The sequence below is a fragment of the Dokdonella sp. genome, from assembly GCF_035511235.1.
Classification (GTDB): Bacteria; Pseudomonadota; Gammaproteobacteria; order Xanthomonadales; family Rhodanobacteraceae; genus Dokdonella.
Genome location: NZ_DATKFQ010000044.1, coordinates 44,347 through 70,924, shown reverse-complemented (window position 1 = coordinate 70,924; position 26,578 = coordinate 44,347). Strand labels below are relative to the sequence as shown.

Annotated in this window: 24 protein-coding genes; 11 read left to right on the top strand and 13 right to left on the bottom strand. The window is 70.0% G+C overall.

Annotation, left to right across the window (positions count from 1 at the left end; translation table 11 throughout):
• Positions 1-808: 808 nt before the first annotated feature.
• Genes VMR06_RS17625 through kynU form a run of 3 tightly spaced genes read left to right on the top strand, consistent with a single transcriptional unit; the run spans position 809 to position 3,647 of the window.
• Positions 809-1,837: an amidohydrolase family protein gene (locus tag VMR06_RS17625; protein WP_325378825.1), complete on the top strand. Its 1,029-nt coding sequence runs from the start codon at positions 809-811 to the stop codon at positions 1,835-1,837.
• Positions 1,834-2,364: a hypothetical protein gene (locus tag VMR06_RS17620; RefSeq protein ID WP_325378823.1), complete on the top strand. Its 531-nt coding sequence runs from the start codon at positions 1,834-1,836 to the stop codon at positions 2,362-2,364. Before VMR06_RS17625 ends, VMR06_RS17620 begins: the two co-directional genes overlap by 4 nt.
• Positions 2,361-3,647 carry a kynureninase gene (gene kynU, locus VMR06_RS17615; protein ID WP_325378821.1) on the top strand — a complete coding sequence of 429 codons (1,287 nt, stop codon included), beginning with the start codon at positions 2,361-2,363 and terminating at the stop codon, positions 3,645-3,647. Before VMR06_RS17620 ends, kynU begins: the two co-directional genes overlap by 4 nt.
• 231 nt (positions 3,648-3,878) lie before the next feature.
• On the opposite strand, the gene VMR06_RS17610 is transcribed toward kynU, so the two are convergent.
• Both VMR06_RS17610 and VMR06_RS17605 read right to left on the bottom strand, forming a co-directional pair.
• The gene (locus tag VMR06_RS17610; protein WP_325378820.1) at positions 3,879-5,336 is read right to left on the bottom strand and encodes a hypothetical protein; all 1,458 of its coding nucleotides are present in this window, start codon (positions 5,334-5,336) and stop codon (positions 3,879-3,881) included.
• A 954-nt stretch (positions 5,337-6,290) separates the two neighbouring features.
• Positions 6,291-6,863, bottom strand: a complete 573-nt coding sequence (locus tag VMR06_RS17605) for a hypothetical protein (protein WP_325378818.1) — start codon at positions 6,861-6,863, stop codon at positions 6,291-6,293.
• Positions 6,864-7,217: 354 nt separating this feature from the next.
• Here VMR06_RS17605 and VMR06_RS17600 point away from each other — a divergent pair, with 354 nt between their 5' ends.
• From VMR06_RS17600 to VMR06_RS17590, 3 genes are all read left to right on the top strand, one after another.
• Complete coding sequence (locus tag VMR06_RS17600) at positions 7,218-9,398, top strand: EAL domain-containing protein (RefSeq protein WP_325378816.1); 2,181 nt, start codon at positions 7,218-7,220, stop codon at positions 9,396-9,398.
• A gap of 80 nt (positions 9,399-9,478) precedes the next feature.
• Entirely contained in the window at positions 9,479-10,888 is a 1,410-nt protein-coding gene (locus VMR06_RS17595; RefSeq protein ID WP_325378814.1) for an NAD(P)/FAD-dependent oxidoreductase, read from the top strand.
• Positions 10,885-11,328: a DUF3293 domain-containing protein gene (locus tag VMR06_RS17590; protein WP_325378812.1), complete on the top strand. Its 444-nt coding sequence runs from the start codon at positions 10,885-10,887 to the stop codon at positions 11,326-11,328. Before VMR06_RS17595 ends, VMR06_RS17590 begins: the two co-directional genes overlap by 4 nt.
• A 369-nt stretch (positions 11,329-11,697) precedes the next feature.
• On the opposite strand, the gene rsmI is transcribed toward VMR06_RS17590, so the two are convergent.
• Positions 11,698-12,540 (bottom strand): 16S rRNA (cytidine(1402)-2'-O)-methyltransferase, encoded by an 843-nt coding sequence (gene rsmI, locus VMR06_RS17585; protein WP_325378810.1) that lies wholly within the window; start codon positions 12,538-12,540, stop codon positions 11,698-11,700.
• A 307-nt stretch (positions 12,541-12,847) separates the two neighbouring features.
• Between rsmI and VMR06_RS17580 the strand changes: the two genes are divergently transcribed.
• The 5 genes from VMR06_RS17580 to VMR06_RS17560 all read left to right on the top strand — a co-directional run bounded on the left by VMR06_RS17580 (position 12,848) and on the right by VMR06_RS17560 (position 18,026).
• Positions 12,848-14,641 (top strand): penicillin-binding protein activator, encoded by a 1,794-nt coding sequence (locus VMR06_RS17580; protein ID WP_325378808.1) that lies wholly within the window; start codon positions 12,848-12,850, stop codon positions 14,639-14,641.
• A complete protein-coding gene (locus VMR06_RS17575) occupies positions 14,638-14,994 on the top strand; it encodes a YraN family protein (RefSeq protein WP_325378806.1) in 357 nt (118 codons plus the stop codon). The genes VMR06_RS17580 and VMR06_RS17575 overlap by 4 nt, the downstream gene beginning before the upstream one ends.
• A gap of 10 nt (positions 14,995-15,004) precedes the next feature.
• Complete coding sequence (locus VMR06_RS17570; RefSeq protein WP_325378804.1) at positions 15,005-15,595, top strand: BON domain-containing protein; 591 nt, start codon at positions 15,005-15,007, stop codon at positions 15,593-15,595.
• 35 nt (positions 15,596-15,630) lie between these two features.
• Positions 15,631-17,010 carry an FAD-binding oxidoreductase gene (locus tag VMR06_RS17565; protein WP_325378802.1) on the top strand — a complete coding sequence of 460 codons (1,380 nt, stop codon included), beginning with the start codon at positions 15,631-15,633 and terminating at the stop codon, positions 17,008-17,010.
• Positions 17,011-17,390: 380 nt separating this feature from the next.
• Complete coding sequence (locus tag VMR06_RS17560) at positions 17,391-18,026, top strand: hypothetical protein (protein WP_325378800.1); 636 nt, start codon at positions 17,391-17,393, stop codon at positions 18,024-18,026.
• Positions 18,027-18,212: 186 nt separating this feature from the next.
• On the opposite strand, the gene VMR06_RS17555 is transcribed toward VMR06_RS17560, so the two are convergent.
• The 10 genes from VMR06_RS17555 to glyA all read right to left on the bottom strand — a co-directional run bounded on the left by VMR06_RS17555 (position 18,213) and on the right by glyA (position 26,570).
• Positions 18,213-18,683 (bottom strand): YybH family protein, encoded by a 471-nt coding sequence (locus tag VMR06_RS17555; RefSeq protein ID WP_325378798.1) that lies wholly within the window; start codon positions 18,681-18,683, stop codon positions 18,213-18,215.
• A gap of 502 nt (positions 18,684-19,185) precedes the next feature.
• Positions 19,186-19,680 (bottom strand): phosphatidylglycerophosphatase A, encoded by a 495-nt coding sequence (locus VMR06_RS17550; RefSeq protein WP_325378796.1) that lies wholly within the window; start codon positions 19,678-19,680, stop codon positions 19,186-19,188.
• Positions 19,677-20,633 carry a thiamine-phosphate kinase gene (gene thiL, locus VMR06_RS17545; protein WP_325378794.1) on the bottom strand — a complete coding sequence of 319 codons (957 nt, stop codon included), beginning with the start codon at positions 20,631-20,633 and terminating at the stop codon, positions 19,677-19,679. Before thiL ends, VMR06_RS17550 begins: the two co-directional genes overlap by 4 nt.
• Before the next feature lie 34 nt (positions 20,634-20,667).
• Positions 20,668-21,129 carry a transcription antitermination factor NusB gene (nusB, locus tag VMR06_RS17540; RefSeq protein ID WP_325378792.1) on the bottom strand — a complete coding sequence of 154 codons (462 nt, stop codon included), beginning with the start codon at positions 21,127-21,129 and terminating at the stop codon, positions 20,668-20,670.
• A complete protein-coding gene (ribH, locus tag VMR06_RS17535; protein WP_325378790.1) occupies positions 21,126-21,590 on the bottom strand; it encodes a 6,7-dimethyl-8-ribityllumazine synthase in 465 nt (154 codons plus the stop codon). The genes nusB and ribH overlap by 4 nt, the downstream gene beginning before the upstream one ends.
• A gap of 270 nt (positions 21,591-21,860) precedes the next feature.
• Entirely contained in the window at positions 21,861-22,949 is a 1,089-nt protein-coding gene (gene ribB / locus VMR06_RS17530) for a 3,4-dihydroxy-2-butanone-4-phosphate synthase (RefSeq protein ID WP_325378788.1), read from the bottom strand.
• The gene (locus VMR06_RS17525; RefSeq protein WP_325378786.1) at positions 22,946-23,554 is read right to left on the bottom strand and encodes a riboflavin synthase; all 609 of its coding nucleotides are present in this window, start codon (positions 23,552-23,554) and stop codon (positions 22,946-22,948) included. The genes ribB and VMR06_RS17525 overlap by 4 nt, the downstream gene beginning before the upstream one ends.
• A 41-nt stretch (positions 23,555-23,595) precedes the next feature.
• Positions 23,596-24,747 (bottom strand): bifunctional diaminohydroxyphosphoribosylaminopyrimidine deaminase/5-amino-6-(5-phosphoribosylamino)uracil reductase RibD, encoded by a 1,152-nt coding sequence (gene ribD, locus VMR06_RS17520; RefSeq protein ID WP_325378784.1) that lies wholly within the window; start codon positions 24,745-24,747, stop codon positions 23,596-23,598.
• Positions 24,748-24,792: 45 nt separating this feature from the next.
• Entirely contained in the window at positions 24,793-25,311 is a 519-nt protein-coding gene (gene nrdR / locus VMR06_RS17515) for a transcriptional regulator NrdR (RefSeq protein ID WP_325378782.1), read from the bottom strand.
• Positions 25,312-25,316: 5 nt separating this feature from the next.
• Complete coding sequence (glyA, locus tag VMR06_RS17510) at positions 25,317-26,570, bottom strand: serine hydroxymethyltransferase (RefSeq protein ID WP_325378780.1); 1,254 nt, start codon at positions 26,568-26,570, stop codon at positions 25,317-25,319.
• Positions 26,571-26,578: the final 8 nt, after the last annotated feature.

The following is a 26,578-nucleotide window of genomic DNA, read 5'->3' as shown; positions in this document are numbered from 1 at the left end:
AAAGAGAAGGGCACCCCACAGACGTGCCCTCCGGGCCTCCTGCCCTGCGGGTCCGTGGGCCGGGACCGAGGTTCGTCGACAGCACCTCCTGTGCTGACGACGAACGCGCGGGCCTCCCTGCCCGCGCCCCTGCGGGCTTTTTCGGCCCCGTCCCACCACGTCTGACGGGGCCCGATAGCGCGCTTCCTGCGCGCAGAAGATGAAGCAACAGGAAGCGGCGTCGAGTGCGCCCTGCCCAGCTCTTTTGCCGACGCTTTCAATTCAAGTTCTGCTTTCATCCACACTCACTCATTCATGCGCAGGCAGCCCCCGCGCTTCTCGCTCTCGCTCTTGCTTGAGCGCGCAGGACGCGCGCCCACGGGGCCCCTGTGCCGCGGCGAAGGTGCTAGGGAAAATCCCGAAGGGTGGGCCACAGGACGTGGCCCAGTCCGCTGTCGGCGCAGGAGGCGCCGTCAGCGGACCCCGGAGCACCTTCGCGAAGTCGCAGGGCAGGATGCCCGGAGACCGCGGTACCGGGGTGCCCTTTCTCTTGGTTACTTCTCTTGACTCCGCGCATCCTGCGCTCCGCCCTCCGGGCCGGCTTCGCCGTTCGCGCCGCTCCTGCGGCGCTGTGGGCACGCAAAGAGAAGTGACCCGCTCGCCAGGAGACCAGCAGCGAAGTCTCAGGAAGAACAGAAGACGACGCACGCACACGCCCAGCCCAGATGACGCCTCAGCCCGCAGGACCGTGCAGCGCACAACGTCCGACCCACCAAAGCCGACACACCGACCTCAGTCCCACCCGCCCGGGACAGGTAAACTTCGCCCCATGCTGAAGATCGACACCCACGCCCACATCCTCCCCGACACCTGGCCCAACCTCGCCGACAAGTACGGCGACGACCGTTTCCCGGTCATGGTGCGCAGCGACGGCCACCATCGCATCTACAAGGACGGCAAGTTCTTCCGCGAGGTCTGGGCCAACGCCTTCGATGCCGAGGTCCGTATCGCCGACTACGCGCGCTTCGGCGTCGACGTGCAGGTGGTCTCGACCGTGCCGGTGCTGTTCTCGTACTGGGCCAAGCCGAGCCAGGCGCTGGAGCTGCACCGCTTCCTCAACGATCACACCGCCGAGATCTGCCGGCGCTATCCGCAGCACTACGCCGGCATCGGCACGGTGCCGCTGCAGTCGCCGACGCTGGCGATCCAGGAGATGGAACGCTGCGTCGAGCAGCTCGGCCTCAGCGGCGTGCAGATCGGCTCGCACATCGAGAACTGGAACCTCGACGCGCCGGAGCTGTTCCCGTTCTTCGAGGCCGCCGCCGATCTCGGCGCGGCGATCCTCGTGCATCCCTGGGACATGATGGGCCGCGAGACGATGCCCAAGTACTGGCTGCCGTGGCTGGTCGGCATGCCGGCCGAGCAGTCGCGCGCGGCCTGCTGCCTGATCTTCGGCGGCGTGCTCGAGCGGCTGCCGAAGCTGCGCGTGTGCCTGGCCCACGGCGGCGGCTCGTTCCCGTATACGATCGGCCGCATCGAGCACGGCTTCCGCATGCGGCCGGACCTGGTCGCGACCGACAACGCACGCAACCCGCGCGACTACTTCGACCGGCTCTACTTCGACTCGTGCGTGCACGATCCGGCCGCGCTGCGCTACCTGATCGACGTCGCCGGTGCCGACCACGTCATGCTCGGCACCGACTATCCTTTTCCGCTCGGCGAGCAGGAACCCGGCAGCGGCATCGCCGCGCTCGGCCTGCCGCCGGACCGCCAGGCCCGCCTGATGCACGGCACCGCGCTCCAATGGCTGGACCTGCCGCTCAACCGCTTCGCGAACGACCCGGAGTCACACGAATGAACCTGCCGCGCATCCCGCTCGCGCTGCTCCTGCTCGGCGCGGCCACACTGGCCGGCGCCCAGGCGCGCACCCGCTACGAGCTCAACGAAGGGCGCGTGCATTTCACGGTGCCGCCGGACTGGGCCGCGATCATGGAAAAAACCGAAGGCAACCCGCAGCTGGTCGTGTTCCGCGTCCCCGACGCGAGCGCCGAGGGCAGCCAGGACATGGCCAGCGTGACCGTCAAGACGCAGCTGCTGCGCGGCCAGGCGACGTTCGGCGCGCTGGTGCAGGAGGAGTTCGAGCTGTCCAAGCAGCAGACCGGCTACGAGCGCGATGCGGCCGCCGCCGGCGAGAACGTGCACCAGTACTTCGTGCAGCGCGGCCCGACGCGCTATCGCGTGCACGACCGCTTCCGCGAGACCGGCGGCGTCTGGGTGCACATCCGCTGCCAGCGTCCGCTGCTCGACACGACGCCGGCCGCCTGGACGCAGGCCTTCGACGCCGCCTGCCAGCAGGTGATCGGATCGACCGGAGGCGGCGCATGAGTCCCGCTTCCGCCGCCGTCTCGCAGCTGGAATGGGCCACCGGCCAGGATGCGGCCGATCCCCTCGCGCCGCTGCGCGATGCGTTCCTGATCCCGCGCCACGGCGACGCCGAGGTTGCGTACTTCTGCGGCAATTCGCTCGGCCTGCAGCCGCGCGCGACGCAGGCCGCACTGCTCGCCGAGCTCGACGCCTGGGCCGAGCATGGCGTGGAAGGCCATTTCCGCGGCGAGCTGCCGTGGATGGACTACCACCGCTTCGTCCGCGAGGATCTGGCCGCGGTCGTCGGCGCCCAGCCCGACGAGGTGGTCGCGATGAACTCGCTGACCGCCAACCTGCACTTCCTGATGGTCAGCTTCTACCGGCCCAGCGCCGAGCGGCCGGCGATCCTGATCGAGAAGAACGCGTTTCCGTCCGACCGTTATGCGGTCGAGTCGCAGATCCGCTTCCACGGCTTCGATCCGGCCGAGGCGCTGATCGAGCTGGACGGCGACGAGGCCGGCGGCACGCTGTCGGACGAGGCGATCCTCGAGGCGCTCGACCGGCACGGTCCGCGCATCGCGCTGGTGCTGCTGCCGGGCGTGCAGTATCTGACCGGCCAGGCCTTCGATCTGCGCGCGATCACCGAAGCGGCACACCGCAAGGGCTGCGTCGTCGGCTTCGACCTCGCCCATGCCGCCGGCAATCTGCCGCTGGCGCTGCACGACACGCATTGCGATTTTGCGGTGTGGTGCAGCTACAAATACCTCAACTCCGGCCCCGGCGCGGTCGCCGGCGCGTTCGTGCACGAACGTCATGCGCATACGCCGCGGCCGCGCTTCGCCGGCTGGTGGGGACACGAGCGCACGACGCGCTTCCGCATGGGTCCGGACTTCGTACCGACGCCGGGCGCCGACGGCTGGCAGCTGTCGAATCCTCCGGTACTCGCACTGGCGCCGCTGCGCGTCTCGCTGGGGCTGTTCCGGGAGGCCGGCATGGCCGCGCTGCGCGCCAAGTCCGAGGCGCTGACCGGCTATCTCGCCTGGCTGATCCGCAGCGAGCTGTCCGACCTGCTCGACATCCTGACACCGGAAGAGCCGTCACGGCGCGGCTGCCAGCTCTCGCTGCGCGTGCGCGGTCCGCGCGACGGCGGCCGCTCGCTGTTCGAGTACCTGCAGGCACGCGGCATCATCGTCGACTGGCGCGAGCCGGACGTGATCCGCGCCTCGCCGGTGCCGCTGTACAACCGCCACGTCGACTGCCTGCGGCTGGTCGAGGCGGTCAAGGCCTGGCGCGCGGCGGGGTGATCGCCAGATCGGCCAACGACGTGATTGCATCGTCGATGACGAGCACCCAGACATCGCCACATCGACCGGCGCAGGGTCGCTGAACGATCCCGTAGGGCTGAATCGATGCGCGTCCAATCAACGCGCGCTCGATGCAAAGCGATCTTCCGAGCAGAGAACGTGCACGGCCATGCGCCGCGTCTACACGGCGGGGACGCTGATCGACCGGCCAGAGGACGGCTGATCAGTTCATCATTGAGTCGAGCCGCGACGCCGGCTGAGCCAACCAATTCCCGTCAGCAACAACAGAGCCGCCGCGCTCAGTCGGACGATGACGGATGTCGAAGGAACCGGCATGGGTACCACAGGCTCGATCGGCGCTCCATTGATCGAAACCGTGTAGATCAGCGTACGACCCGAATAAGGCGCAGCTGCCGTATCAGAATAGCGCCAAGCAAAGGCCAGCGTCGAGCCGTCGTCCGAGAGATCCAGATCGGCCACATGGGCAGGATGCATAGGACCCAGCGACGCACTTGCATTGACGATCTCGCCAGTCCAACGGTCTTTTACGTAGATCGCAGGTGTAGGACCGGGATCGGGCAGGATGTCCGACGAGCGGGACGCAAAAGCGATATAACGGCCGTCGGCACTCATGTCGATGTTCGAACCCCCTAGCGCGGCGGGCGACCCGTCCCATGCCCGGCTGATCAATTCTATGCCCCCGGTACGAATGTCGATTAGGTAAGAATTAGGATTAGCCGAATCCGGCGACATATCCTTAACAAACTCCGTCCCAAACGAAGAAAATGCAACATAGCGGCCAGCCATTATCTTCCTGGATCCTGCCCCAATCACATAATCAAGCCAGCGATAGGAAAACTCGCCCCCATGCCAAGGGCGAGTCAAACGCCGCTTTTCACCCGTAAAGCGATCATGAATAAATAAGTTGACAACTCCATCCGGATTGTCACTTGTCAGATTCGCAGAGCAACTATCGAATACTACATAACGACCATCATCGGACAAAATCGCCGTATTTCCTGAACCGCAATCACCTTGCACTACATCATCCGCACCCGAAATCAGCTCCAGGCGTCCACTTCTCCAGTTCCTTATATAAATATCGTAACTGAATGGACCATTGATATCTTCTCCCCCCAAAAGATTGTCGGTACTGGCAAACACCACTTCGTCAGCAGAGAAATCAGCTGCAGCCAACACCGTACCACTTAATCTCGGCGCTCCCATATGATCTTGCCCGACCAGCGAGGTCGTATTTGTTACGACATCACGCAGAAACGCATTGCCTATTCCATTGTCATGATATTTCCACGGCAAAATGGGATCGAGTGGTCCGTATGAAATGAAGAGCACCTCTCTGCCGTCGTCAGAGGGAACCCCACCACCACTATCGAATCGATAATCCATCTGCAAGCTATCAACACTGACTCTCTGAACACCTTGCGTTGATCTGTCCAGCAGAAATACATCAGAGCGATCATTATCGTCCCCGACGACTATATCGCCGGACACACACCAGAATGTCAGATAGGCAGCCGTTCGAGAAAGAACGGGATTACCGCAGGGCCCGAACGCGGGCTCATCCCAATGACTTCGCGTTTCCAGAGCAGGAGCTCCCACCACGAGCGCCGCCGAGACATTGCCTGCGACAAGGAGTAGCACCCATACCAGTGTCTTACTGAAAGCCATTGGCAAAAATCAACTCTGGCCGCGGACGAAAAGTTTCAACAATAGGCGCTATGCGCGCCAACGTATCTCTTGCCTTGGAGGGCGGGTAACTTGCGGGCGGATCTCCAACATTTCGACCTATGGGTACCGCGTCAGGATGAGTCCCCGTCTCAAACAAGCCGCCCGCCCATGAAAGATTGGGATTCGAGTAAGCATCAATCAGTGGGCATGCCGCGTCATTAGAACACATTGGACCGGAAGAACCCGTATTCCTCGAGTACGACATGACGGTCCGGAACGAAACCAACAGATTTCCCGATGCATTGCGATGACCGAATGACCAAGGACATGAAGGAAATCCTAGCCCCGACATTTCAGCGTTAGCAGGATCGTGCTCCATTCCCAACAGATGACCTGCTTCATGAGAAATTCAACCGATCTGCTGCGCAATCAGGATCAAATACCATATAGGCTTTCCTTTCACACTCCGGTCCTGGTTCAACAGGTGGGGAGTAGTTGTAATATCGCTGAACAAAAGCTACTCCGCATGAGGGCACTGCAGATGCGTTTCTTCGTGCGAGAGCAACCACGTCCGCCCCTTGGGAATCTCTCAGGGCCCTAACCGCCGGATTACCTGGGTAACTCCATCCGGGATACACGCCAGGTGTCTCAATCGCTCCAGCCAGGCGATTCAGACCGACATCTATGCCGGCAACATCGTAAGGTGGTGCCGCAGTCTCGGGAACGGCCTGGATACCAATCAAGTGAAACCTGACGGTATGCACTTGAGTATTTCTGAGAATTTGATTGGTCTCATCGATCTCTCTTTGCGCAACCACCCTCACTCCGCCAAGCGTGCTTCCATTCGCTGCGAAAACTCCGGATGTGTACAACACCAGTACGTCAATATTCCTAACCCCCGCAGGCAAAGGATCTGTGCATGAAAGATTCCAGCCCCCAGGCCCAGCCGGCTGCTCACCTGGCGTCGCCGCAGGAATGGGGGGCTGCTACAGCAACGGCCTCGGCCTTATCTGTCTGTGGCGGATCCTCTCGATCCGGATGCAACTGCCACCAACTCGGATTGACCAAGCCCAGCTCGGTACGCTTACCCGCGCGAGGATTCAATGCGTACTTGCCGCCGGGGCCCCAGATGCGCCCTGCCAGATAACCCTTCTCGAAGGTTAACGCGACGACGTGTCCATCGGTACGGCCATACCATCGCCACGAAAAATCCTCCGGCGCGGCATTCGGATCCGGCAGCTGAATCGTCTCCGGCCCATCGCCGACGAGCAGGATCACGTATCCGTGCCTCGGAGACCAGAAATCGCGCCGCACCGTGATTTCGCGCTGTCCTGGGAGATTCAAAGTAATCGCCTCGGCCGGCTGCTGGATCGCCTGCTGGTCGATCTCGATGTGCCAGGTCTGCAGCCACGGGCCCGGTTTTGAAGGCGGCTCGTGCGCCTGGACTTGCTTGAACAGCCGTGGCGGCTGTTCCTGAGCGATGGCGTGACCGGCCGCCAGCACACATCCCATGACGATCCAACGCAACGTCTTCGACTACTGCGGCATCTCACACATCCCCTGATTCCCTGTGTTTCACGAGCCTAGCGACCGGCGTTGACGACCGCAAGACGACCACCGATCGGGACGGACATCGAGTAGCGCGTGCGCGTTCGCCTCCGACGGGGCGTACCGAGCTGCCGGGCCGGCTCGGTTCCGGCATGAGCAACGCGCACACAGGAATGCGCCATCGTCGAAAGCGCATATACCGCGCAAGACTTCCTTTCCGCCCTGACGCACCAACCTACCCCCGTTCGCGGTATCGTGGCGGCCCGGAACGAGGGGCTCGCATCCGCCGCCTCCAGACGGCCGGGTGCAATGCATGCAGGGGACCGATCGCTCGTGACGCCCAGAAACCTCCTGCTGGTGGGTGCGCTGGCGGCTGCCTGCATGGCGCTGCGCCTGGTCCAGGTGCCGGCGGCCGGCATGCCGGCCAGTTCCCTGCTGTATCTGCAGGCCGGTCTGCTGCTGACGATCGCGATGTTCGACGCAAGCCGGCGCGTGCTGGCGGTGTGCATCGTCGCGACCGGGCTGGTCTGGATGGCCCAGGTCTGGCCGGTCTACGGCGCGCGCGCGCTGATCGGCATACCGCTATACGCGCTGCATTTCCTGATCGCCGTGGCCGGCGCCCGGCTGGCCGGCTGGCCGCGCCGGGACGCGGCGCCGATCGGCACGGACGACATCCTGCGCTTCGTCGCGGCCGGCCTTCTGCTGCTGCCGTCGGTCTCGGCCGCGGCGGCGGTGCTGCTGCCCCATTGGGGGCTCGGCACGCCGGCGGCGGATCTGCCGATGCAGCTGGCGCAGGGCGCGGTCGCCACGCATCTGGGCATCCTGGTGCTGACGCTGCCGGCGACGTTCTGGCTGACCGAGTCGGTCGACGCGCCGCGCCTGCGCGCCGGCACCGTGCTGCCGGCGCTCGGCTTTCTCACGCTCGGCTTCGTGCTCGGCCGCTGGCAGGGAACCGCGTTCGGCGAGTCGCTCGGCGAGTGGATGCTCGACTATCGCCTGCTCGCGGCGGCCGCGCTGGCGTGGTGCGTGATGCGCTTTGCGGCGCGCTGGTCGATGCCGGCGATCGCCGGCACGATGCTGATCCTGGCCTATGCGGTGGCCGAGCGCGCCGGCGAGACGCCGCATCCGCTCGAACCGGTGCTGCTCGGCCTGGAGCTGGTCGTGCTCGAGGTGCTGCTGCTGGTCCTGCATGCGGTGACGCGCGACGGCCGGCTGATGCGCGAGCGGCTAATCGAGGAGGCCGGCAACGACAGCCTGACCGGCCTGCCGAACCTCAAGGCGCTACGCATGCGCATCAGCGAGGACGACGGCACCGACGAGGAGCTCGGCTACCTGGTGGTAGACAACGCCGATCGGCTGCTGGCCGGCCTCGGCCTCAATGCGCATACGGCGCTGATGCGTGCGGTGGCCGAGCGCCTGTCCGAACGCGTGCAGCCCTACTACGTCACCAGCGCCCAGTTCGTGCTGATGCGCCAGCGCGACGACCATCGCCATCCGGACTGGCAGCAGGTGCTGCAGCGGCTGGAGAGCCTGGACTTCGAATGGAACGGCATCCGCTATCGCGTGGTGCCGTACGTCGGCCATGCGCGCATTCGCAACAGCCGCGCCAGCGGTCTGGAGGCGGCGATCATCGCGGCGTCGCAGGCAGCGTTCCAGGCGCGCTCGCTGCGCGAGGTCATGCCGATCCGCGAGGGCGACACCGCACGCATGCAGGACGTGGCCGCGGCGCAGCGCAAGAAGCTCGACGAGGCTTCGAGCACGCTGGCCTCGCTGCGCACCGGCGAGGTCGCGCTGTACTTCCAGCCGATGCGCCGCATCGGCGCGTCCGCGAATACGCCGGTGTCGGCCGGCGAGGTGGTCTGCCGCCTGCGCACGCCGGACGGCGAGTGGGTGTCGCCGGCACGCTTCACGCACGAGCTCGAAGCGGCCGGCCGGCTGGTCGAACTGGACCGGGCCGTGATCCGCGAGCTGTTCCGCTGGATTCGCGCGCACCGCGAACAGCTGGGCCATCTGCGCCATATCGGCGTCAACCTGACCGGCCAGAGCCTGACCTCGCCGGGCTTCGTGCGCGAGCTGCAGGCGCTGATGTCCCATCCGCCGCTGCCGGCCGAGGTGTTCTGCTTCGAGATCACCGAGTCGGCGGCGATCTCCGACCTGGAGCTCAGCCGACGCTGCCTCAACGAGCTGCGTACGCTCGGCTGCCACGTCGCGATCGACGACTTCGGCACCGGCGTGCAGAGCTTCGAGCGCCTCAAGCAGTTGCCGTTCGACCTGCTGAAGATCGACGGCTCATTCGTGCGCAACGCCCTGCACATCGACAGCGACTACCAGCTGGTGCGCGCGTCGGTGACGATCGCGCACGCGTTCGGCGCCGAGGCGGTGGCCGAATACGTCGAAAGTGCGCCGATCCTGGCCTGCATGCAGGAGCTCGGCGTGGAGTGGGTACAGGGCAATCTGTTCGGCAAGGCGGCGCCGATCGAGTGGCTGACGCGTAGCGGCCCCTGGCCGACCTGAGCGCGGCGTTCGCGCACGCCGCATGACGGCGACCGGGCGCAGCATGCAGAATCGGCGCCCCCACCCTGCGATCCTGCCGCATGACACGTCCTGCCATCACCCTCGTCGGCGCCGGCCTGGTCGGCGCACTCCTGGCCACCCTGCTCGCGCAGCGCGGCTTCGCCGTGGAGGTGTTCGAACGCCGTCCCGATCCGCGCCGCGTCGGCTACGCCGGCGGCCGCTCGATCAATCTGGCGCTGGCCGAGCGTGGCCTGCACGGCCTGCGCCTGGCCGGTCTGACCGAGGCGGTGATGCAGCTGGCGGTGATGATGCGCGGTCGCATGGTGCACGCGCCGGACGGCCGCACCGAACTGCTGCGCTACGGACGCGACGATTCGGAAGTGATCTGGTCGATCAGCCGCGGCCGGCTCAACATCGCACTGATCGATGCGGCCGAGGCGGCCGGCGCGCGCGTCCATTTCGACCAGCGGCTGGAGTCGGCGACGTTCGGCGATGCGGCCACGCTGCGTTTCCACGACGAGCGCGACGGCACGCAGCGCACGCACGTCGCCGCGTCGGTGATCGGCGCCGACGGTGCCGGCTCGGCGCTGCGCGCGGCGATGAACGCAGCAGCGCCGCTCGGCGAGCGCATCGAGCCGCTCGGCCACGGCTACAAGGAACTGGAGATTCCGCCGCTGCAGGCGTTTCCGGGCGATGCGCTGCCGCCGGCGCTGGCCGAGGCGCGCGCGCGCGGCGAGCGCTTCGCGATCGAGCCGAACGCGCTGCACATCTGGCCGCGCGGCAGCTACATGTGCATCGCGCTGCCGAACGCCGAAGGCAGCTTCACGGTGACGCTGTTCCTCGCCAACGAGGGCGATCCGAGTTTCGCGACGGTCGGCACGCCGACGCGTGCGCGCGCGTTCTTCGCACGCGAGTTCGCCGATGCGCTGCCGTTGATTCCGGAACTCGAGGCCGACTTCGCGGCCAATCCGGTCGGCGTGCTGTCGACGCTGTACCTGGACCGCTGGCACCTCGGCGGTCAGGCGGTGCTGATCGGAGACGCCGCGCACGCGATCGTGCCGTTCCATGGCCAGGGCATGAACTGCGGCTTCGAGGACGCGGTCGAGCTGGCCGATCTGCTGGCCGGGCGCCCGTCCGATCGGGCCGCGGTGTTCGCCGAGTTCGCGCGGCGGCGCAAGCCCAACGCCGACGCGATCGCCACGATGGCGCTCGAGAATTACGTCGAAATGCGCGACCGTGTCGACGATGCGGACTTCCTGCTGATGCGCGCGCTCGACCGTGCGCTGGCCGAGCGTATCCCGACGCACTGGATGCCACGCTATGCGATGGTGACTTTCACGCGCATGCCGTATGCGTTCGCGTTCGAGCGCGGGCGCCTGCAGGGCGAGCTGCTGCGCGAGTTCACGGCCGGCAGAACGCGGCTGGACGCGATCGACCTGGACGCGGCAGCCGCGACCGTACAGGCCCGGCTGCCGGCCCTGCCGGCGTGAACGCCGGCGCCGCGGCCGCGCAGGTGCTGCGGCTGCTGGCGCTGTACCGCAGCGCCGGCTATGCGGTGCGTCTGCCGGGCGGGCGGCGCGCGGTGCTCGGCGTCGACGCGATGCCACCGCCATCGCTCGTGCAGTGGCTGTCCGGCGCGACGGGCGCGCTGCTGACTGCATGCAACCCCGGTTCGCGGCCGCTGCCGGCGCGCGAGAACCGCCGGCGTCTGCGCCAGCTGCATCACGATCTGACCGATGCGCATGCCCGTCTGCTGCCGGCGTCCGGCTATGGCCCGGACTGGCGCGAGGCCTCGCTGTTCGCGGCCGGCGTGCCGCTCGGGCAGATCGATGTGCTGGCCGAGCGCTACGGCCAGAACGCGATCGTGGTCGTGGAGCCGGACCGGCCGGTGCGCCTGCGCATCTATCGCGGCGACTGGATGCAAGCTTAGGAAAAGCGCCTGGACGGCGTCACGTCACGTGCGCGGCGGCGATGCGAGGGAAAAAAAAAGCAAATGCCGCCCATCCAGGGCGGCATTTGCGGTGCAGGCGTATCGGGACTAGGGGGACCGAATACACCGTTGCTCTTCCGGCAGTCCACGCATACGGGGGTGCGGGGCCTGCCAGGGACTATAGACGCAGCACCGTGTCCAAACCGGACACCGGGTCGAACACGATACGAAAATTTTCGTTCTTCGGCCAGTTTGGACGGCCAAACCGATGATTTGACGACGATTCCGTTACGGCCCCGTTGCGGCGGTATGGACGGCCATATGGCGGCGAGCCAAGAAAATGCGGCGAAAAAGCGCCACGCGGCGCAGCTAGCCTGCCTCGCCACCCGGTGCGTAGAGCGCCTTGCGCGGCGCGCCGGTGATCGCAGCGGCCAGCTTGGCGGCACGTGCCGGCGGAAGTTCGCCAGCGAGCAGCGCGAACACGCGGCGTCCTTCGGCGAGCACGGCGTCGGCCTGTTCGTCCTGTGCGCCGGCCACCAGCACGACGAACTCGCCGCGGCGCTGATCGGCGTCGGTCGCGATGCGCTCGGCGAGTTCGCCGAGCGGCGCGGCGAGGATCGTCTCGAAGCGCTTGGTCAACTCGCGCGCGACGACGCCTTCGCGCGCCGCACCGAACACGACGGCCAGATCGGCGATCGACTCGGCGATGCGATGGCTCGATTCGTAGAAGATCAGCGTGCGCGGTTCGGCTGCCAGCGCCTGCAGACGCTCGCGCCGTGCCGAGGATTTCGGCGGCAGGAAACCTTCGAACACGAAGCGGTCGCTCGGCAGTCCGGCCACCGACAGGGCCGCGATCGCCGCGCAGGCGCCCGGCACCGGCGAGACGACGAGTCCGGCCGCGCGCGCGGCGCGCACCAGGCGGAACCCCGGATCGCTGATCAGCGGCGTACCGGCGTCGCTGATCAGCGCGACGTCGGTGCCGGCCTGCATGCGCTCGACCAGGCGTTCGCACTGCTCGCGCTCGTTGTGCTCGTGCAGCGCGATCATGGCGGCGCTGCTGCCGATGCGCGCGAGCAGCGGTGCGCTGTGCCGCGTGTCCTCGGCCGCGATCACGGCCACGCGACGCAGCACCTCGGCCGCGCGCAGCGTGAGGTCGTCGAGATGGCCGATCGGCGTGGCGACCACCCACAACTGGCCGGGTCGATGGGTCATGGCGGCTCGCAGCGTCGGGGGATCGGCAAGTGTAAGGCAGGAGCGCAGCCGGTCCGCTGCCCTCGATGCCGATACACGCGAGACTCGCGCCGGAACTGCCGATCGCCAGCTGCTCGCGGCCGCGGGCGCCCGCGATCCTCGGCCGCGAGGCGCCTGTCGTCCACGTGCGGCGCCGGGATGCGCACGACGGAGCGCCGGCCGCGCGCACCGTCGCGGCCGGACCGCGAAGTCCGGAGGGCGGCGGCGCCCGGAGGGGCCGGACGGCCCTGCTATGATCACGCTCTTCTGCCGGCCGCGCGCGCTGTCCATGTCTTTACTCCGCCGTCTCCGTCCCGCCGTCCTCGCCGCGCTGCTGACCGTGCTGGCGAGCGCCTGTTCCACCCTGCCGACCGGCCGGCCGGCCGATGCGGGCCTGGCCGACCGTGCCGAGCAGCTATACCGCGACGGTCAGCTCGAGGAGTCGGCGAACCTGTTCCTGAACCTGGCCGAGCAGAGCCGTGCCGATGCCGCTGCGCATTACCGGCTGCGCGCGGCCGAAGTGCTGCGCGACGCCGGCCGGCTCGACGCGGCGGCGCAGACGATCGCCGATGTGCGGCGGCGGCGGCTCGGCGGCGACGAGCCGCTGCGGCTGGACCTGCTCGACGCGGAGATCGCGCTTTCGCGCGGCGACGCCGCGCATGCACTGGACCTGTTGAACCGGACCGACGGCATCGAAGCGTCCGAGCCGCTGCAGCTGCGCGTCCAGGAGCTGCGCGCACGCGCGCAGACCGTGGCCGGCGACCGCTTCGCGGCGGCGCGCACGCGCGCGGCGATCGACCCGCGCCTGTCCGGCGCCGACCGCGACCACAACCGCGCCGAGATCATCGAGACGCTGTCGGCGCTGGAGCCGGACACGCTGATCGCGCGCGCCGAGACGCTGCAGCCGGACGATGCGTTGCTGCCGTGGATCGAGCAGGCGCTGCGCCGCCGCGGCTCGATGCTGCCGCGCCAGCTGCCGCAGGCGAACCGGCCGGTCGGCACGCTGCAGCCCGACGACAGCGGCGCGCTGCACGCCGAAGGCTATCGGCCGCTGCGCCAGGTGGCGCTGCTGCTGCCGGTGTCCGGCCCGCTCGGCGGCGTCGCGCAGTCGATCCGCGACGGCTTCTTCACGGCCTATTTCGCCGATGCGTCCGAGCAGCGGCCGTCGATCCGCGTCTACGACTCCGGCGACACGCCGGCGGCGGCGGTCGCGGCGTACCAGCAGGCGGTCGCCGACGGCGCCGACCACGTGGTCGGACCGCTGCAGCGAGAGTCGGTCGGCGAGCTGTTCCGCCAGCCGCTGCCGGCGCGCATGCTGGCGCTGAACCATCCCGACAGCGGCGAGGTGCCGCCGCCGGGCAATGCCGAGTTCGGCCTGCTGCCCGATGCCGAGGGCGCGCAGGCCGCGCAGCGCATGATCGAGCGCGGCATCGTCAGCGCCGCGGTGATCGCCGCCAAGACCGACTGGGCCGAGCGCGCGGCACTGGCGTTCCGCACGCAGTTCGAGGCCTCCGGCGGACGCATCGTCGGCGAGTCGCGCCTGCTCGACAACGAGGTCAACTACCGCAACGCGATCACCCAGGCCACCGCCCAGCTCGCGCCGGCGCCGGAGGGCGGCGTCTTCATCAGCATGCGTCCGCAGCAGGCGCGCCTGCTGGTGCCGCAGCTGCAGATCGCCGGCGTGACCGCGCCGGTGTTCGGCACCTCGCACATCTACTCGGGCGATCCGAACTCCGGCTTCGACCGCGACCTCAACCAGGTCGAGTTCTGCGATGCGCCGTGGCTGTCCTCGCCGGTGCCGGGCCGTCCCGACCGCGGCAACATCTCCAACCAGATCGCCAGTGCGAACGGCGTCGGCGCACGGCTGTTCGCGTTCGGCATGGACGCCTACGCGCTGCTGCCGTACCTGAGCTGGATGCTGCAGCACTCGGACCAGTACATCGACGGCGCGACCGGCCAGCTGACCGCCGACAGCTTCGGCCGGATCCACCGCCGGCTCGGCTGGATGCGCTTCGAGAACGGCATCGTGCGGCCGGCGCAGGGCGTGCTGAGCAGCGTGCCGGCCGCACCCGCGGTGCAATGAACACGCGCGCGGCCGGCGCGCGCTACGAGGCGCTGGCGCTGGCTCACCTGCAACGCGCCGGACTGCAGCTGATCGCACGCAACGTGACCTACCGGCAGGGCGAGCTCGATCTGGTCATGCGCGACGGCGCGGCCGTGGTCTTCGTCGAGGTGCGCTACCGCAAGCGCGCCGACGCCGGCAGCGGCGCCGAGTCGGTCGGACCGGCCAAGCGTGCGAAACTGGTGCGCGCCGCCGGCCTGTTCCTGGCCGCGCATCCGGCGCTGGCCCGCCAGCCGTGCCGTTTCGACGTGGTCTCGCTCGGCGGCGACGCCAGCGACATCGACTGGCGCCGCGACGCCTTCGACAGCTTCTGAGAGGTTCCGCATGAAAACCGCATCCGCCTTCCTGCTCGCCGCGCTCGTGCTCGCCGCACCGGCTCTGTCCGGCTGCGCGGCGGTGCTGGTCGGCGGCGCGGCGGCCGGCGCCGGCGCCGCACACGACCGGCGCAGCACGCGCACCGTGTTCGTCGACCGCAACATCCAGTTGTCGGCCTACGACGACCTCAACAAGGACAAGGAGCTGGCGCTGCGCAACAACGTCTCGATCGTCGTCTACAACGGCGTGATGCTGCTGGTCGGCGAAGTGCGCAGCGAGGAACTCAGGCAGCGCGCCGAGCGCATCGTCGCCGGCTTCGACGGCGTGCGCCGGCTCGTCAACGAGATCGAGGTGCGCGAGCCGGAAGGCTTCTGGTCGCGGCGCCGCGACAACACGATCACCGCGCACGTCAAGACCGCCCTGCTCGACCTGACCAGCCTGCCCGGCTTCGATCCGAGCCGCATCAACGTGACGACCGCGCATCGCACGGTCTATCTGATGGGCCTGGTCGACGACGAGGAGGACGAGGCGGTCTCCGGCATCACACGCAACGTCGCCGGCGTCGAGCGCGTCGTCAAGGTCTTCGAATACCGCGATTGAAGCACCTCGCGCCTCCCCAGCCCAAGCCGACCGCCATGCCGCTCGACACCACCGTACTCGACGCGCTCCGCGCGATCTTCGCGGCCGATGCCGTGCTGACCGATCCGGCCGACTGCGCGCCGTACGGCCGCGACGATTCCAAACGCGAGGCGCTGCCCGACGCGGTCGTGTTCCCGGACCGTCACGAGCAGGTGCTGGCCCTGGTCCGGCTCTGCCGCACACACCGGCTGCCGATCTACGCGCGCGGCCGCGGCACCGGCACCACCGGCGCGGCGGTGCCGCTGGGCGGCGGCATCGTGGTCGGCTTCGAGCGCATGAACCGCATCCTCGCGATCGACGCCGACAATCGCGTCGCGATCGTCGAGCCGGGCGTGATCAATGCGGACCTGCAGGCCGCGGTCGCCGCACACGGCTTCTTCTGGCCGCCCGATCCGGCGTCGGCGACGACCTGCACGGTCGGCGGCAACATCGCCTGCAATGCCGGCGGGCCGCGCGCGGTCAAGTACGGCGCGACGCGCGACAACGTGCTGGCGGTGCGCGCGGTGACCGGTGCCGGCGAGGACTTCCGCTTCGGCAAGGCCACCAGCAAGGCCGCGACCGGCTACGACCTGGCGCGGCTGATGGTCGGCTCGGAGGGCACGCTGGCCCTGGTCACCGAGGCGACGCTGAAGCTGGTGCCGCTGGCGACGGCCAAGGCGACGCTGCGTGCGACCTATCGCGATATCGAGTCGGCCGCCGCAGCGGTCGCGCGGATCATGGCGCAGCCGGTCACGCCGTGCGCGCTGGAGTTCATGGACGACGAGGCGTTGCGGCTGGCGCGCCTGCACGGCGGCGAGACGATTCCATTGGCCGGCGCGATGCTGATCGTCGAGGTCGACGGCCAGCCCGATGCCTTGCCGGCGGCCGCCGCTGCGCTGTCGGCCGCCGCGCGCGGCGAGGGCCTGATCGAGCTGGCCGCCGCGACCGATCCGCGCGAGGTTGCGGCGATCTGGGCCGCGCGCAAGGCGCTCAGCCCGAGCCTGCGCTCGATCGCGCCGAAGAAGATCAACGAGGACGTCGTCGTGCCGGTCAGCCGCCTGCCCGAGCTGGTCGCCGGCCTCAAGACGATCGCCGCACGCTTCGGCATCCCGATCGTCAACTTCGGCCATGCCGGCAACGGCAACGTCCACGTCAACCTGCTCTACCACCCGGACGATCCGGCCCAGGCCGCGAACGCGCCGACGGCCCTGTCGGCCGTGTTCGATCTGGTGCTCGGGCTCGAGGGCACGCTGTCGGGCGAGCATGGCATCGGCCTGGCCAAGCGCCCGTTCATGCGGCGCGCGCTCGATCCGGTCGCGATCGCGCTGATGCAGCGGATCAAGCAGCAGTTCGATCCGGACGGCCTGCTCAACCCCGGCAAGCTGCTGCCGGACTGAGCGACCTGCCGGCGGACCGCCGGCAGGTGCGGCGCGGAGCCGTTCGCCCGGAAGCGGGACAGGCATCGGGCGATTCGGTGCGAATCCGCCCGGACGCCGCGAAGCCGGTCATGTCGTGGCCGCGGTGCGCAGCACGATTCATGGCTCGACGCCTCCGCCGGCGGCTGCAGCGGCGGTGCGAGATCGGACCGAGGTGCTCCGAGCATCCGCGATCGGCAGCGCCGGGCTGCGCATACGGATCGCTCGCGGGCGCGGCCGACGAGGCCGGCCCGGAGCGCCGGTTCGATCGCGGCGTCGCGCCGGCGCGACCATCGGACCCGCTCGCGCATCCAACGTTGGCCGCGCGATGCGCGGCGCTCCCCCTACGATGGAATCCCCCGATGTCGCGATCGCTGCTGCTCTCGCTGTGCCTGGCGCTGCCGGCCCTGTTCCCCATGCCGTCGCGCGCCGTCCCGCCTGCCGTGCCCACCGACGATCCGCAAGTCGCCGCCGCCTACGCGGCCGACCAGCGCGAACGCGCCGACCTCGCCCAGCAGACCTCGAAGGACGCGCTGCGCAGCTTCGCCGAACGCCTGGCCGCGGCCGACGCGGCACGCCGGCGCGTGGTGATGGACGCGCTGCGCGACGGACGCCTGCGCACCGCGGCCGACTATCGCCACGCCGCGACGGTGATGCAACACGGCCAGGCCGCCGGCGACTACGCGCTGGCGCACGCCCTGGCGACGATGGGCGGCGCGCTGGCGCCGGACGATCGCGACCTGCGCTGGCTGGCCGCCGCCGCGACCGACCGCTGGCTGCTCGCGCATCGCCAGCCGCAGTGGTACGGCACCCAGCCGGTCTGCGACGCGCGCGCCGATCCGCCGGTCTGCCGGCTCGATGTCGCCGAAGGCGCGGTCGACGATGCAGCACGCGCCGCAGCCGGCATCGCGCCGCTGGCGGAGCTGCGCGACCAGGCCGATGCGCGCGCACGCCAGCTCGGCGAGCAGCTGCGCGGCGCGAAGGCGGCGGCGCGCTGAGCGCGCCGTTCGCGCGCAGCCGATTGTCGTCCGCCGTCCGAGCGCCGAGCACGCAAGCGCGCACCGGCGCGACGACGGCTGCGGCGCGCGCGGCCGGCCGGTCACTCGCGCCGCCGATCGGCAGCTGGCGGTCCTGGCGGGCGCCCGGGCGCGCCGCCGCGAGACGTACGGATGTCGGCGCGGCGGCTAGTTCAACAGCGATTCGTGCGCGAGCACGATGCGCCAGCCCTCGGGCCGCTTCTTCCAGATCGAGGTCGCCATCACCTTCACGGTGCCCTTCTTTCCGTCCGGCCCGGTCGCCTCGACCTCCAGCGACTGCAGGGTCGCGACGACGTCCGGACTGATGACCGTGATCTTCGGCTCGGCGCGCAGCCGGTACACGGCGTCGGTCGCACCGTCGTTCCACCACTGCAGCTGCTGGTCGCGTACCGCCTGCCAGCCGACCAGGGTCTGGTCGTCGAACGTCAGCATCAGCGTCGGACTGCGTTCGTAGACCGCCATGAAACGGTCGGTATCGTGCGCATTGGCGGCTGCGAGCATCTCGTCCATCAGCGGCCGCAGCTGTTGCTCCGGCGAGGACGTGGACGGTCCGGCGGCTGCCGCGCCGCCCAGCAGCGCGCTCGCACAGAGCAGAACGGCCAGGAGTACTGCTTTCATATCGGATCCACCTGTTGGGCTCATCGAAACGAAGACCGACCGCTGCGCGCCGCAGACCGGAGCGCCGATCCGATGCCCGCGCCACGACGGCGTATCGCGGCGTTCGCCGGCAGCGCCGGGCCTGCATCCGATCCTGATCGAGCCGGTCGACCGAGGTCGGATTCGGGACCGGACCACTCTACACCGTTTGCGCAGCGCCGCCGACGAAGTGAACCCAAGGTTGCGGCACACGCGGCCGGCGCGCGCAAGGCCGCGCAAGCAGGTGCCCGTTCGGGTCACGCGCACCCGGGCGCGCCGGTCGCGATGTCGTGCGCGAACCGCTCGGCGACGTGCTGCTCAGCCGGGGCGCGATGGCAGCGCGGCTGCAGGTCGTCCCGATGCGTGGATCGCGCCCGAATGTGAGCGGTAGCCGCGATCGCGAACCGGACGCACGTCGAGGCGATCGACCCGCGAACACGTAGTTGGCGACTCGGTGGAGCTGCCGCACCAATACGAAGGCGGCTCAGCCGAACGCGTACCGCGCAGCCGCCAGCGCCAGCGCCGCGTAGACGCCGGCCAGCACGTCGTCGAGCATGACGCCGAGGCCGCCCGCTACGCTGCGATCGGCCCACGACACCGGCCACGGCTTCCAGACGTCGAACAGGCGGAACGCGAAGAACGCCGCGGCGATCCAGCCCCAGTGCAGCGGCAGCGCCAGCAGCGGCGCCAGCGCGATCCACTGGCCGACGAACTCATCCCAGACGATCACGCCGGGATCCTCCAGGCCGAGCCGCTTCACGACGACGTGCGAGGCCCAGACGCCGAGCGCGAACGTGGCCAGCAGGCCGGCCAGATACAGCGGCCAGGGACAGCCGCGCAGCGGCAGCCACAGCAGCACCGCGACCGCCGAGCCGGCCGTGCCCGAGGCGAACGGGCTGAAGCCCGAGCCGAAGCCGGACGCGATCCAGCCGGCCGGATGGCCGAGCACGGCACGGCGCTGCGCGGCGTCGTATTTCATGCGAAATGCTCCCAGCCGGCATGCGTGAGCGTGATCGCGGCGCCGGCGGCGTCGAAGGCCCGCACGCCCTCGCCGTCGACGACGCGGCCGATCCGCGTCGCGCCGCAGCCGATGCGGGCCAGGTCGCGCAGCAGGTCGCCGGCCAGCGCCGGTGCGGCCGTGAACGCGAGTTCGTAGTCGTCGCCGCCGCCGAGCTGCAGCGCGATGCGCTCGTCGCCGTCGAACGCGCCGAGCAGGGCGGGACTGGCCGGCAGCGCGGCCGCGTCGATTTCGATGCCGACGCCGCTGCGCGCGGCGACGTGGCGCAGATCGGCGAGCAGGCCGTCGGAGACGTCGATGCAGGCCGATGCGAGGCCGCGCAGCGCGGCACCGGCGGCCAGGCGCGGCTCGGGCCGATCGAGCCGCGCGTCGAGCGCCTCGCGCTGCGACGGCGGCAGCTGGCGGCGGCGCGCGGCCAGCGCGGCGGCGGCATCGCCGAGCGTGCCGGTCACGAAGACCTGGTCGCCGACGCGCGCGCCGTCGCGGCGCAGCGCCTGGCCCGGCGGCACGAAGCCATGCACGGTCACCGTGATCGTCAGCGGTCCGGACGTGGTGTCGCCGCCGACCAGGGCGACGTGGTGCTGCGCGGCGAGCGCGGCGAAGCCGGCCGCGAAACGGTCGACGAAATTAGCGTCGGCCTCGGGCAGCGTCAGCGCCAGCAGCGCCCAGGCCGGCGTCGCGCCCATCGCGGCGAGGTCGCTGAGGTTGACCGCCAGCGCCTTCCAGCCGATCGCCTCGGCCGGGGTCTCGAGCGGGAAATGCACGCCGGCGACCAGCGTATCGGTGCACACGACGAGTTCGTGCCCGGGCGGCGGCGCGAGGATCGCGGCATCGTCGCCGATGCCCAGGCGCACGTCGTTGCGCGCAACGTCGCAGCGGCTGCGGATGCGCTCGATCAGGTCGAACTCGGCCATCGGCACGCTCCGTTCCGGTGCGCCCGTGCCGCGCTCAGCGGCCGCCGCCGCGGTACTCGACCGCGCGCCAGTCGGCCGCGAGCTTGTCGAGCACGCCGTTGACGTAGGTGTGGCCGTATTCGGAGCCGAAGCGCTTGACGACCTCGATCGCCTCGTTGATGACGACGCGGTACGGCACGTCCGGGCGGTACTTGAGCTCCCACGCCGACAGCCGCAGCGCGGCGCGCTCGATCGGGTCGACCTGGGCGATGTCGCGGTCCAGATGCGGCTTGAGGCCGGCGTCGAGCTCGGCGCAGTGCGCCTCGACGCCGCCGAGCAGCTCCTCGAAATATTCCAGATCGGCGATCTCCATGTCCTGCTCGTGGCGGAACTGCTCGATCACCAGGCTCATGCGGCTGCCCGACAGCTGCCAGGCATAGAGCGCCTGCAGCGCGCGGCGCCGCGCGCGGGCGCGTGCGGCCGGATCGACGCCCGGAATGCGGTGCGAGGGATTCACAGTTGCCTCCACAGATCAGCCATTTCGATCGCCGCCAAGGCGGCCTCCTCGCCCTTGTTGCCGTGCACGCCGCCGGCGCGCGCCTGCGCGTCGGCGTGTCGCTCCACCGCGAGCACGCCGTTCAATACCGGCAGCCGGTAGTCGAGCGCGACGCGCATCAGGCCGTCGGCGCAGCCGTCGGCGACCTGCTCGTAGTGGCGCGTGTCGCCGCGCACGACGCAGCCGAGCGCGACGATCGCCGCATGGCCGCCGGCCGCGGCCAGGCGCGCGGCGACCACCGGGATCTCCCAGGCGCCCGGTACGCGCACGACGTCGACCGCGTCCTCCGCGACGCCGTTCTGCGCGAACGCGGCCTCGGCGCCGGCGACCAGCGCGTCGACGATGCCGGGATTCCAGCGGCTGGCGACGATCGCGTAGCGGGCATCGGGAACGGGGCGAAGATCGCCGGCGAGCATCGGCATGGGGTCGGTCGGACGCGTCGAGGGGGGTGCATTATCCACGGATGAGGCGGGCGGCGCGCCCGCCGGGTGCCGAAAACGGCCCGGGTGCCGCTTCCGGGGGCGCCGCGCGTCGAACGGCGCATCGCACATCGTGCAGCGCTCGGGGCGAAGCGTTACGTGCCGGCGCAGGTCGACCGCGCGCGGCCGGACCGCGGCCGATGACGGGCCCGACGGCACGCCTTCAGCGCCGCCCGTGGTGAACCCTCCGCGAAGACGCAGCCCAGCGGACCGTCAGTGCTCGTCCCAGCTGACCACGTCCAGGCCGAAACCGGCCAGGCCGACCAGCTTGCGCGGCGTGCCGAGCACGCGCAGATGGCGCGCGCCCAGATCGCACAGGATCTGCGCGCCGAGGCCGTGCTGGCGCCACTGCGCATCGGCGGCCGGCGGCCGTGCCGGCGCCTGCGCGAGCTTGTCGAGCAGCACGGCGTCCTCGTCGACCTCGCTGAGCACGACGACCACGCCGCGCCCCTCGTCGGCGATCCGCCGCAGCGCCGCGGTGACCGTGAGGCCGAGGTCGTCGCGCTTCAGATGCAGCACGTCCGAGAGCGTGTTGCGCACGTGCACGCGCGTCAGCACCGACGCACCGTCGTCGACCTCGCCGCGCACCAGCGCGTAGTGCAGCGCCCCCTGCAGGCGATCGCGATAGACGACCAGACGGAACGCGCCGAACTCGGTCTCGACCGGCGCATCGCGCAGCCGCTCGACGGTCTTCTCGGTCGCCAGGCGGTGGCGGATCAGGTCGGCGATCGTGCCGATCTTGAGGCCGTGGCGCGCCGCGAAGCGCTCCAGCTCCGGGCGCCGCGCCATCGAGCCGTCGTCGGCGAGGATCTCGACCAGCACGCCGGCCGGCTCCAGGCCGGCCAGCTCGGCCAGATCGCAGGCGGCCTCGGTGTGGCCGGCGCGCGCGAGCACGCCGCCGGGCTGCGCGGCCAGCGGGAAGATGTGGCCGGGCTGCACGATGTCGCCGGGACCGGCGCCGGGCCGTACCGCGGCCTGGATCGTGCGGGCGCGATCGTGCGCGGAAATGCCGGTGGTGACGCCTTCGGCCGCTTCGATCGAGACCGTGAAGTTGGTGTGATACGGCGAGGTGTTGTCGACCACCATCGGTTTCAGGCCGAGCTGGCGGCAGCGCGCCTGCGTCAGCGGCAGGCAGACCAGGCCGCGCCCCTCGCGCACCATGAAATTGATGTCCTCTGGCCGGACCTTGGCCGCGGCCATGACCAGGTCGCCCTCGTTCTCGCGGTCCTCGTCGTCGAGGATCACGACCATGCGGCCGGCGCGGATGTCCTCGAGGATCTCCGGAATCGTGTTGAAGCTCATGCGGCGTCTCCGGCCGGCGCCTGCTGCAGGCGTTCGATGTAGCGTGCGAGCAGGTCGACTTCGAGATTGACCGCGTCGCCGGCGCGGCGCGCGCCGAACGTCGTCACCGCCTGCGTGTGCGGGATCAGGTTGACGCCGAAGCGCACGCCGTCGACCGTGTTGACGGTCAGGCTGACGCCGTCGATGCAGATCGAGCCCTTGGCGGCGATGTAGCGCGCCAGCGCCGCCGGCGCCTCGAACGTCCAGCGCTGCGAACGCGCGTCGGCGCTGACCGCCACGACACGGCCGACGCCGTCGACGTGGCCGGAGACCAGATGGCCGCCGAGGCGGTCGGACAGCCGCAGCGCCTTCTCGAGATTGACGCCGTCGCCAGGTGCGAGCCGGCCCAGCGTGGTCAGGTTCAAGGTCTCGGTCGAGACGTCGGCGGCGAAGCCGTCCGTGCCGATATCGAGCGCAGTCAGGCAGACGCCGGCGACCGCGATGCTGTCGCCCTCGGCGACGTCGTCGAGCGGCCAGCCCGGCGCGGCGATGCGCAGCCGCACGTCGCCGCCGCGCGGCTCGAGCGCGGCGACCCGTCCGACCGCCTGGATGATGCCTGTGAACATGCGCGAATCCGTCAAGGAGGAAATGGGAAAGGCCGCCGGCCTCAGGCGGGCCGCAGCAGCAGCCGCAGGTCCGCGCCGACCGCGCGCCGCTCGACCGTGCGCAACCGCCAGCGTGCGGCCATGTCGGCCAACGGCGGCAGCGCGAGCAGCGGCTGCGCGCGGTCGCCGAGCAGCACCGGCGCGACATACAGCAGCAGCTCGTCGACCAGGCCGGCCGCGAACAGCGCGCCGCCGAGCGTCGGTCCGGCCTCGACCTGCAGCTCGTTGACGCCGCGTGCCGCGAGCAGCGCCAGCACCGCGCCTAGATCGAGCCGCGGCGGCCCGCTTTCAACCGCGGCCAGCGGCACCGCGACGCACTCGACCGCGGCAAAGCGCGCATCGGCCGGCATCGCGTCCGGCGCGTGGACGATCAGGGTCGGCGCGGCGCCGTCGAGCACGGCGGCGCCGGCCGGCGTCGCAAGCCTGCGGTCGAGCACGACGCGCAGCAGCGGCGGCGCATCGGCAGCGGCCGGTTCGAGACCGGCCTCGGCCGGCCGCAGGGTCAGCCGCGGATCGTCGGCGCGCACGGTGCCGCTGCCGGTCAGCAGCGCCGAGCTGCGCGCGCGCCAGCGCTGCACGTCGGCGCGCGCGGCGGCGCCGGTGATCCATTTCGATGCGCCGTCGGCCAGTGCGGTGCGGCCGTCCAGGCTCATCGCGAGCTTCAGCCGCAGCCACGGCCGGCCGCGCTCGACGCGGCTGAAGAAGCCGCGATTGAGCTCGCGCGCGGCCTCGCGCAGCAGGCCGCAGTCGACGGAGACGCCGGCCGCGCGCAGACGCTCGATGCCGCCGCCGCCGCGCTGCGCGGCGTCCTCGGCGGCGACGACGACGCGCGCGACGCCGGCTGCGATCAGCGCATCGGCGCACGGCGGCGTGCGCCCGTGCAGGCCGCACGGCTCCAGCGTCACGTAGGCGGTCGCGCCGCGCGCCTGCGCGCCGGCTTCGGCCAGCGCCGCGACCTCGGCGTGCGCGCCGCCGGCGCGGGCGTGCCAGCCTCGGCCGACCACGTCCGCACCGTGCGCGAGCACGCAGCCGACGCGCGGATTGGGCTGGGTCGTATGGAGCCCGCGCTCGGCCAGGCGCAGGGCTTCGGCCATGTGCGCGTGGTCGATCGCGCCGAACGCAGGCGCGGCAGCGCGGGGAGCGGATTCGCTCATCGGCGGCTCATTCGGCTGGCGCGTCGCACGGCCCGCGGGACCGGCTCAGAGCTTGCGCTTGCGCGCGACCGCTTCGCCGAGCAGCGGCAGCTGCAGGCCCTCCAGCGAGGGCAGGTCGCGCTCGAGCATCTCGATCTCCTCGCGGAACGCCTGCACGTCGGCGAAACTGCGGTAGACCGACGCGAAGCGGACGTAGGCGACCTGGTCGAGCTTCTTGAGCTCGCGCATGACCAGCTCGCCGACGCGCAGCGACGGCACCTCGCGCTCGCCGCTGCGGCGCAGATCGTCGAGCACCGCGCGCACGGCGGCGTCGACCGCCTCGCTGGCGACCGGACGCTTCTGCAGCGCGCGCTCGAAGCTGGTGCGCAGCTTGTGTTCGTCGAAGGCCTCGCGGCGGCCGTCGCTCTTGGCGACCGCCGGCAGCTTCAGCTCGGCGGTCTCGAACGTGTTGAAGCGTTCGCCGCACTGCTCGCACTCGCGCCGGCGGCGGATTGTCGATCCGTCCTCGGAAACCCGCGAATCGATCACGCGGGTGTCTTCGTGCTGGCAGAACGGGCAGTGCACGGCGCTCAGCCGTAGACCGGAAACGCCTTGCACTGCGCGGTGACGCGCTCGCGCACGGCGGCGATGACGGCCTCGTCGGCCGGCGCGTCGAGCACGTCGGCGATCCAGCCGGCCAGCGCGATGCTCTCGGCCTCGCCGTAGCCGCGCGTGGTGATCGCCGGCGTGCCGATGCGCAGGCCCGAGGTCACGAACGGCGAACGCGGATCGTTCGGCACGGCGTTCTTGTTGACCGTGATGTGGGCGCGGCCGAGCGCGGCCTCGGCGTCCTTGCCGGTGACCTCGCGGCCGATCAGGTCGATCAGCATCAGATGGTTCTCGGTGCCGCCGGAGACGATCTTGTAGCCGCGCTCGATCAGCGTGCGCGCCATCGCCTTGGCATTGGCGACCACCTGCTGCTGGTAGACCTTGAACTCCGGCTGCAGCGCCTCGAGGAACGCGACCGCCTTGGCCGCGATCACGTGCATCAGCGGACCGCCCTGGATGCCCGGAAACACGATCGACTGCAGCTTCTTCTCCAGCGCCTCGCCGAGCCCCCTGGCAAGGATGATGCCGCCGCGCGGACCGCGCAGCGTCTTGTGCGTGGTCGAGGTCACGACGTGCGCATGCGGCAGCGGGCTCGGATAGACGCCGGCGGCGATCAGGCCGGCGACATGCGCCATGTCGACGAACAGGATCGCGCCGATGCCATCGGCGATCGCGCGCAGGCGGGCCCAGTCGACGATCTGCGAATACGCGCTGAAGCCGCCGACGACCATCTTCGGGCGGTGCTCGACGGCCAGGCGCTCGACCTCGTCGTAGTCGATGCGGCCCTCGGCATCGACGCCATACTGGACCGCGTTGAACAGCTTGCCGGAGATGTTGACCTTGGCGCCGTGGGTCAGATGGCCGCCGTGGGCGAGGCTCATGCCGAGGATCGTGTCGCCGGGCTCGAGCAGGGCCAGGTACACCGCCTGGTTGGCCTGCGAGCCCGAATGCGGCTGGACGTTGGCGTAGTCGGCGTCGAACAGCGCCTTGACGCGCCCGATCGCCAGCGTCTCGGCGATGTCGACGAACTCGCAGCCGCCGTAGTAGCGCTTGCCGGGATAGCCCTCGGCGTACTTGTTGGTCAGCACGCTGCCCTGCGCCTCGAGCACGCGCGGGCTGGCGTAGTTCTCCGATGCGATCAGCTCGACGTGGGTCTCCTGGCGGGAGGCCTCGGCCGAGATGGCACCGGCCAGTTCGGGGTCGAAACCGGCGATCGCGAGATCCTTGGAGAACATGGACAACC

Excerpts from the sequence above, each read along its gene's own strand:
- VMR06_RS17560 (WP_325378800.1), top strand. The coding sequence starts at position 17,391 with ATGTCGCGATCGCTGCTGCTCTCGCTGTGCCTGGCGCTGCCGGCCCTG.
- rsmI (WP_325378810.1), bottom strand. The coding sequence starts at position 12,540 with ATGACCCATCGACCCGGCCAGTTGTGGGTGGTCGCCACGCCGATCGGC.
- VMR06_RS17525 (WP_325378786.1), bottom strand. The coding sequence starts at position 23,554 with ATGTTCACAGGCATCATCCAGGCGGTCGGACGGGTCGCCGCGCTCGAG.
- thiL (WP_325378794.1), bottom strand. The coding sequence starts at position 20,633 with ATGGCCGAGTTCGACCTGATCGAGCGCATCCGCAGCCGCTGCGACGTT.
- VMR06_RS17555 (WP_325378798.1), bottom strand. The coding sequence starts at position 18,683 with ATGAAAGCAGTACTCCTGGCCGTTCTGCTCTGTGCGAGCGCGCTGCTG.
- ribB (WP_325378788.1), bottom strand. The coding sequence starts at position 22,949 with ATGAGCTTCAACACGATTCCGGAGATCCTCGAGGACATCCGCGCCGGC.
- VMR06_RS17580 (WP_325378808.1), top strand. The coding sequence starts at position 12,848 with ATGTCTTTACTCCGCCGTCTCCGTCCCGCCGTCCTCGCCGCGCTGCTG.
- ribH (WP_325378790.1), bottom strand. The coding sequence starts at position 21,590 with ATGCCGATGCTCGCCGGCGATCTTCGCCCCGTTCCCGATGCCCGCTAC.
- VMR06_RS17625 (WP_325378825.1), top strand. The coding sequence starts at position 809 with ATGCTGAAGATCGACACCCACGCCCACATCCTCCCCGACACCTGGCCC.
- kynU (WP_325378821.1), top strand. The coding sequence starts at position 2,361 with ATGAGTCCCGCTTCCGCCGCCGTCTCGCAGCTGGAATGGGCCACCGGC.
- VMR06_RS17620 (WP_325378823.1), top strand. The coding sequence starts at position 1,834 with ATGAACCTGCCGCGCATCCCGCTCGCGCTGCTCCTGCTCGGCGCGGCC.
- VMR06_RS17595 (WP_325378814.1), top strand. The coding sequence starts at position 9,479 with ATGACACGTCCTGCCATCACCCTCGTCGGCGCCGGCCTGGTCGGCGCA.
- VMR06_RS17565 (WP_325378802.1), top strand. The coding sequence starts at position 15,631 with ATGCCGCTCGACACCACCGTACTCGACGCGCTCCGCGCGATCTTCGCG.
- VMR06_RS17610 (WP_325378820.1), bottom strand. The coding sequence starts at position 5,336 with ATGGCTTTCAGTAAGACACTGGTATGGGTGCTACTCCTTGTCGCAGGC.
- glyA (WP_325378780.1), bottom strand. The coding sequence starts at position 26,570 with ATGTTCTCCAAGGATCTCGCGATCGCCGGTTTCGACCCCGAACTGGCC.
- VMR06_RS17570 (WP_325378804.1), top strand. The coding sequence starts at position 15,005 with ATGAAAACCGCATCCGCCTTCCTGCTCGCCGCGCTCGTGCTCGCCGCA.
- VMR06_RS17575 (WP_325378806.1), top strand. The coding sequence starts at position 14,638 with ATGAACACGCGCGCGGCCGGCGCGCGCTACGAGGCGCTGGCGCTGGCT.
- VMR06_RS17550 (WP_325378796.1), bottom strand. The coding sequence starts at position 19,680 with ATGAAATACGACGCCGCGCAGCGCCGTGCCGTGCTCGGCCATCCGGCC.
- ribD (WP_325378784.1), bottom strand. The coding sequence starts at position 24,747 with ATGAGCGAATCCGCTCCCCGCGCTGCCGCGCCTGCGTTCGGCGCGATC.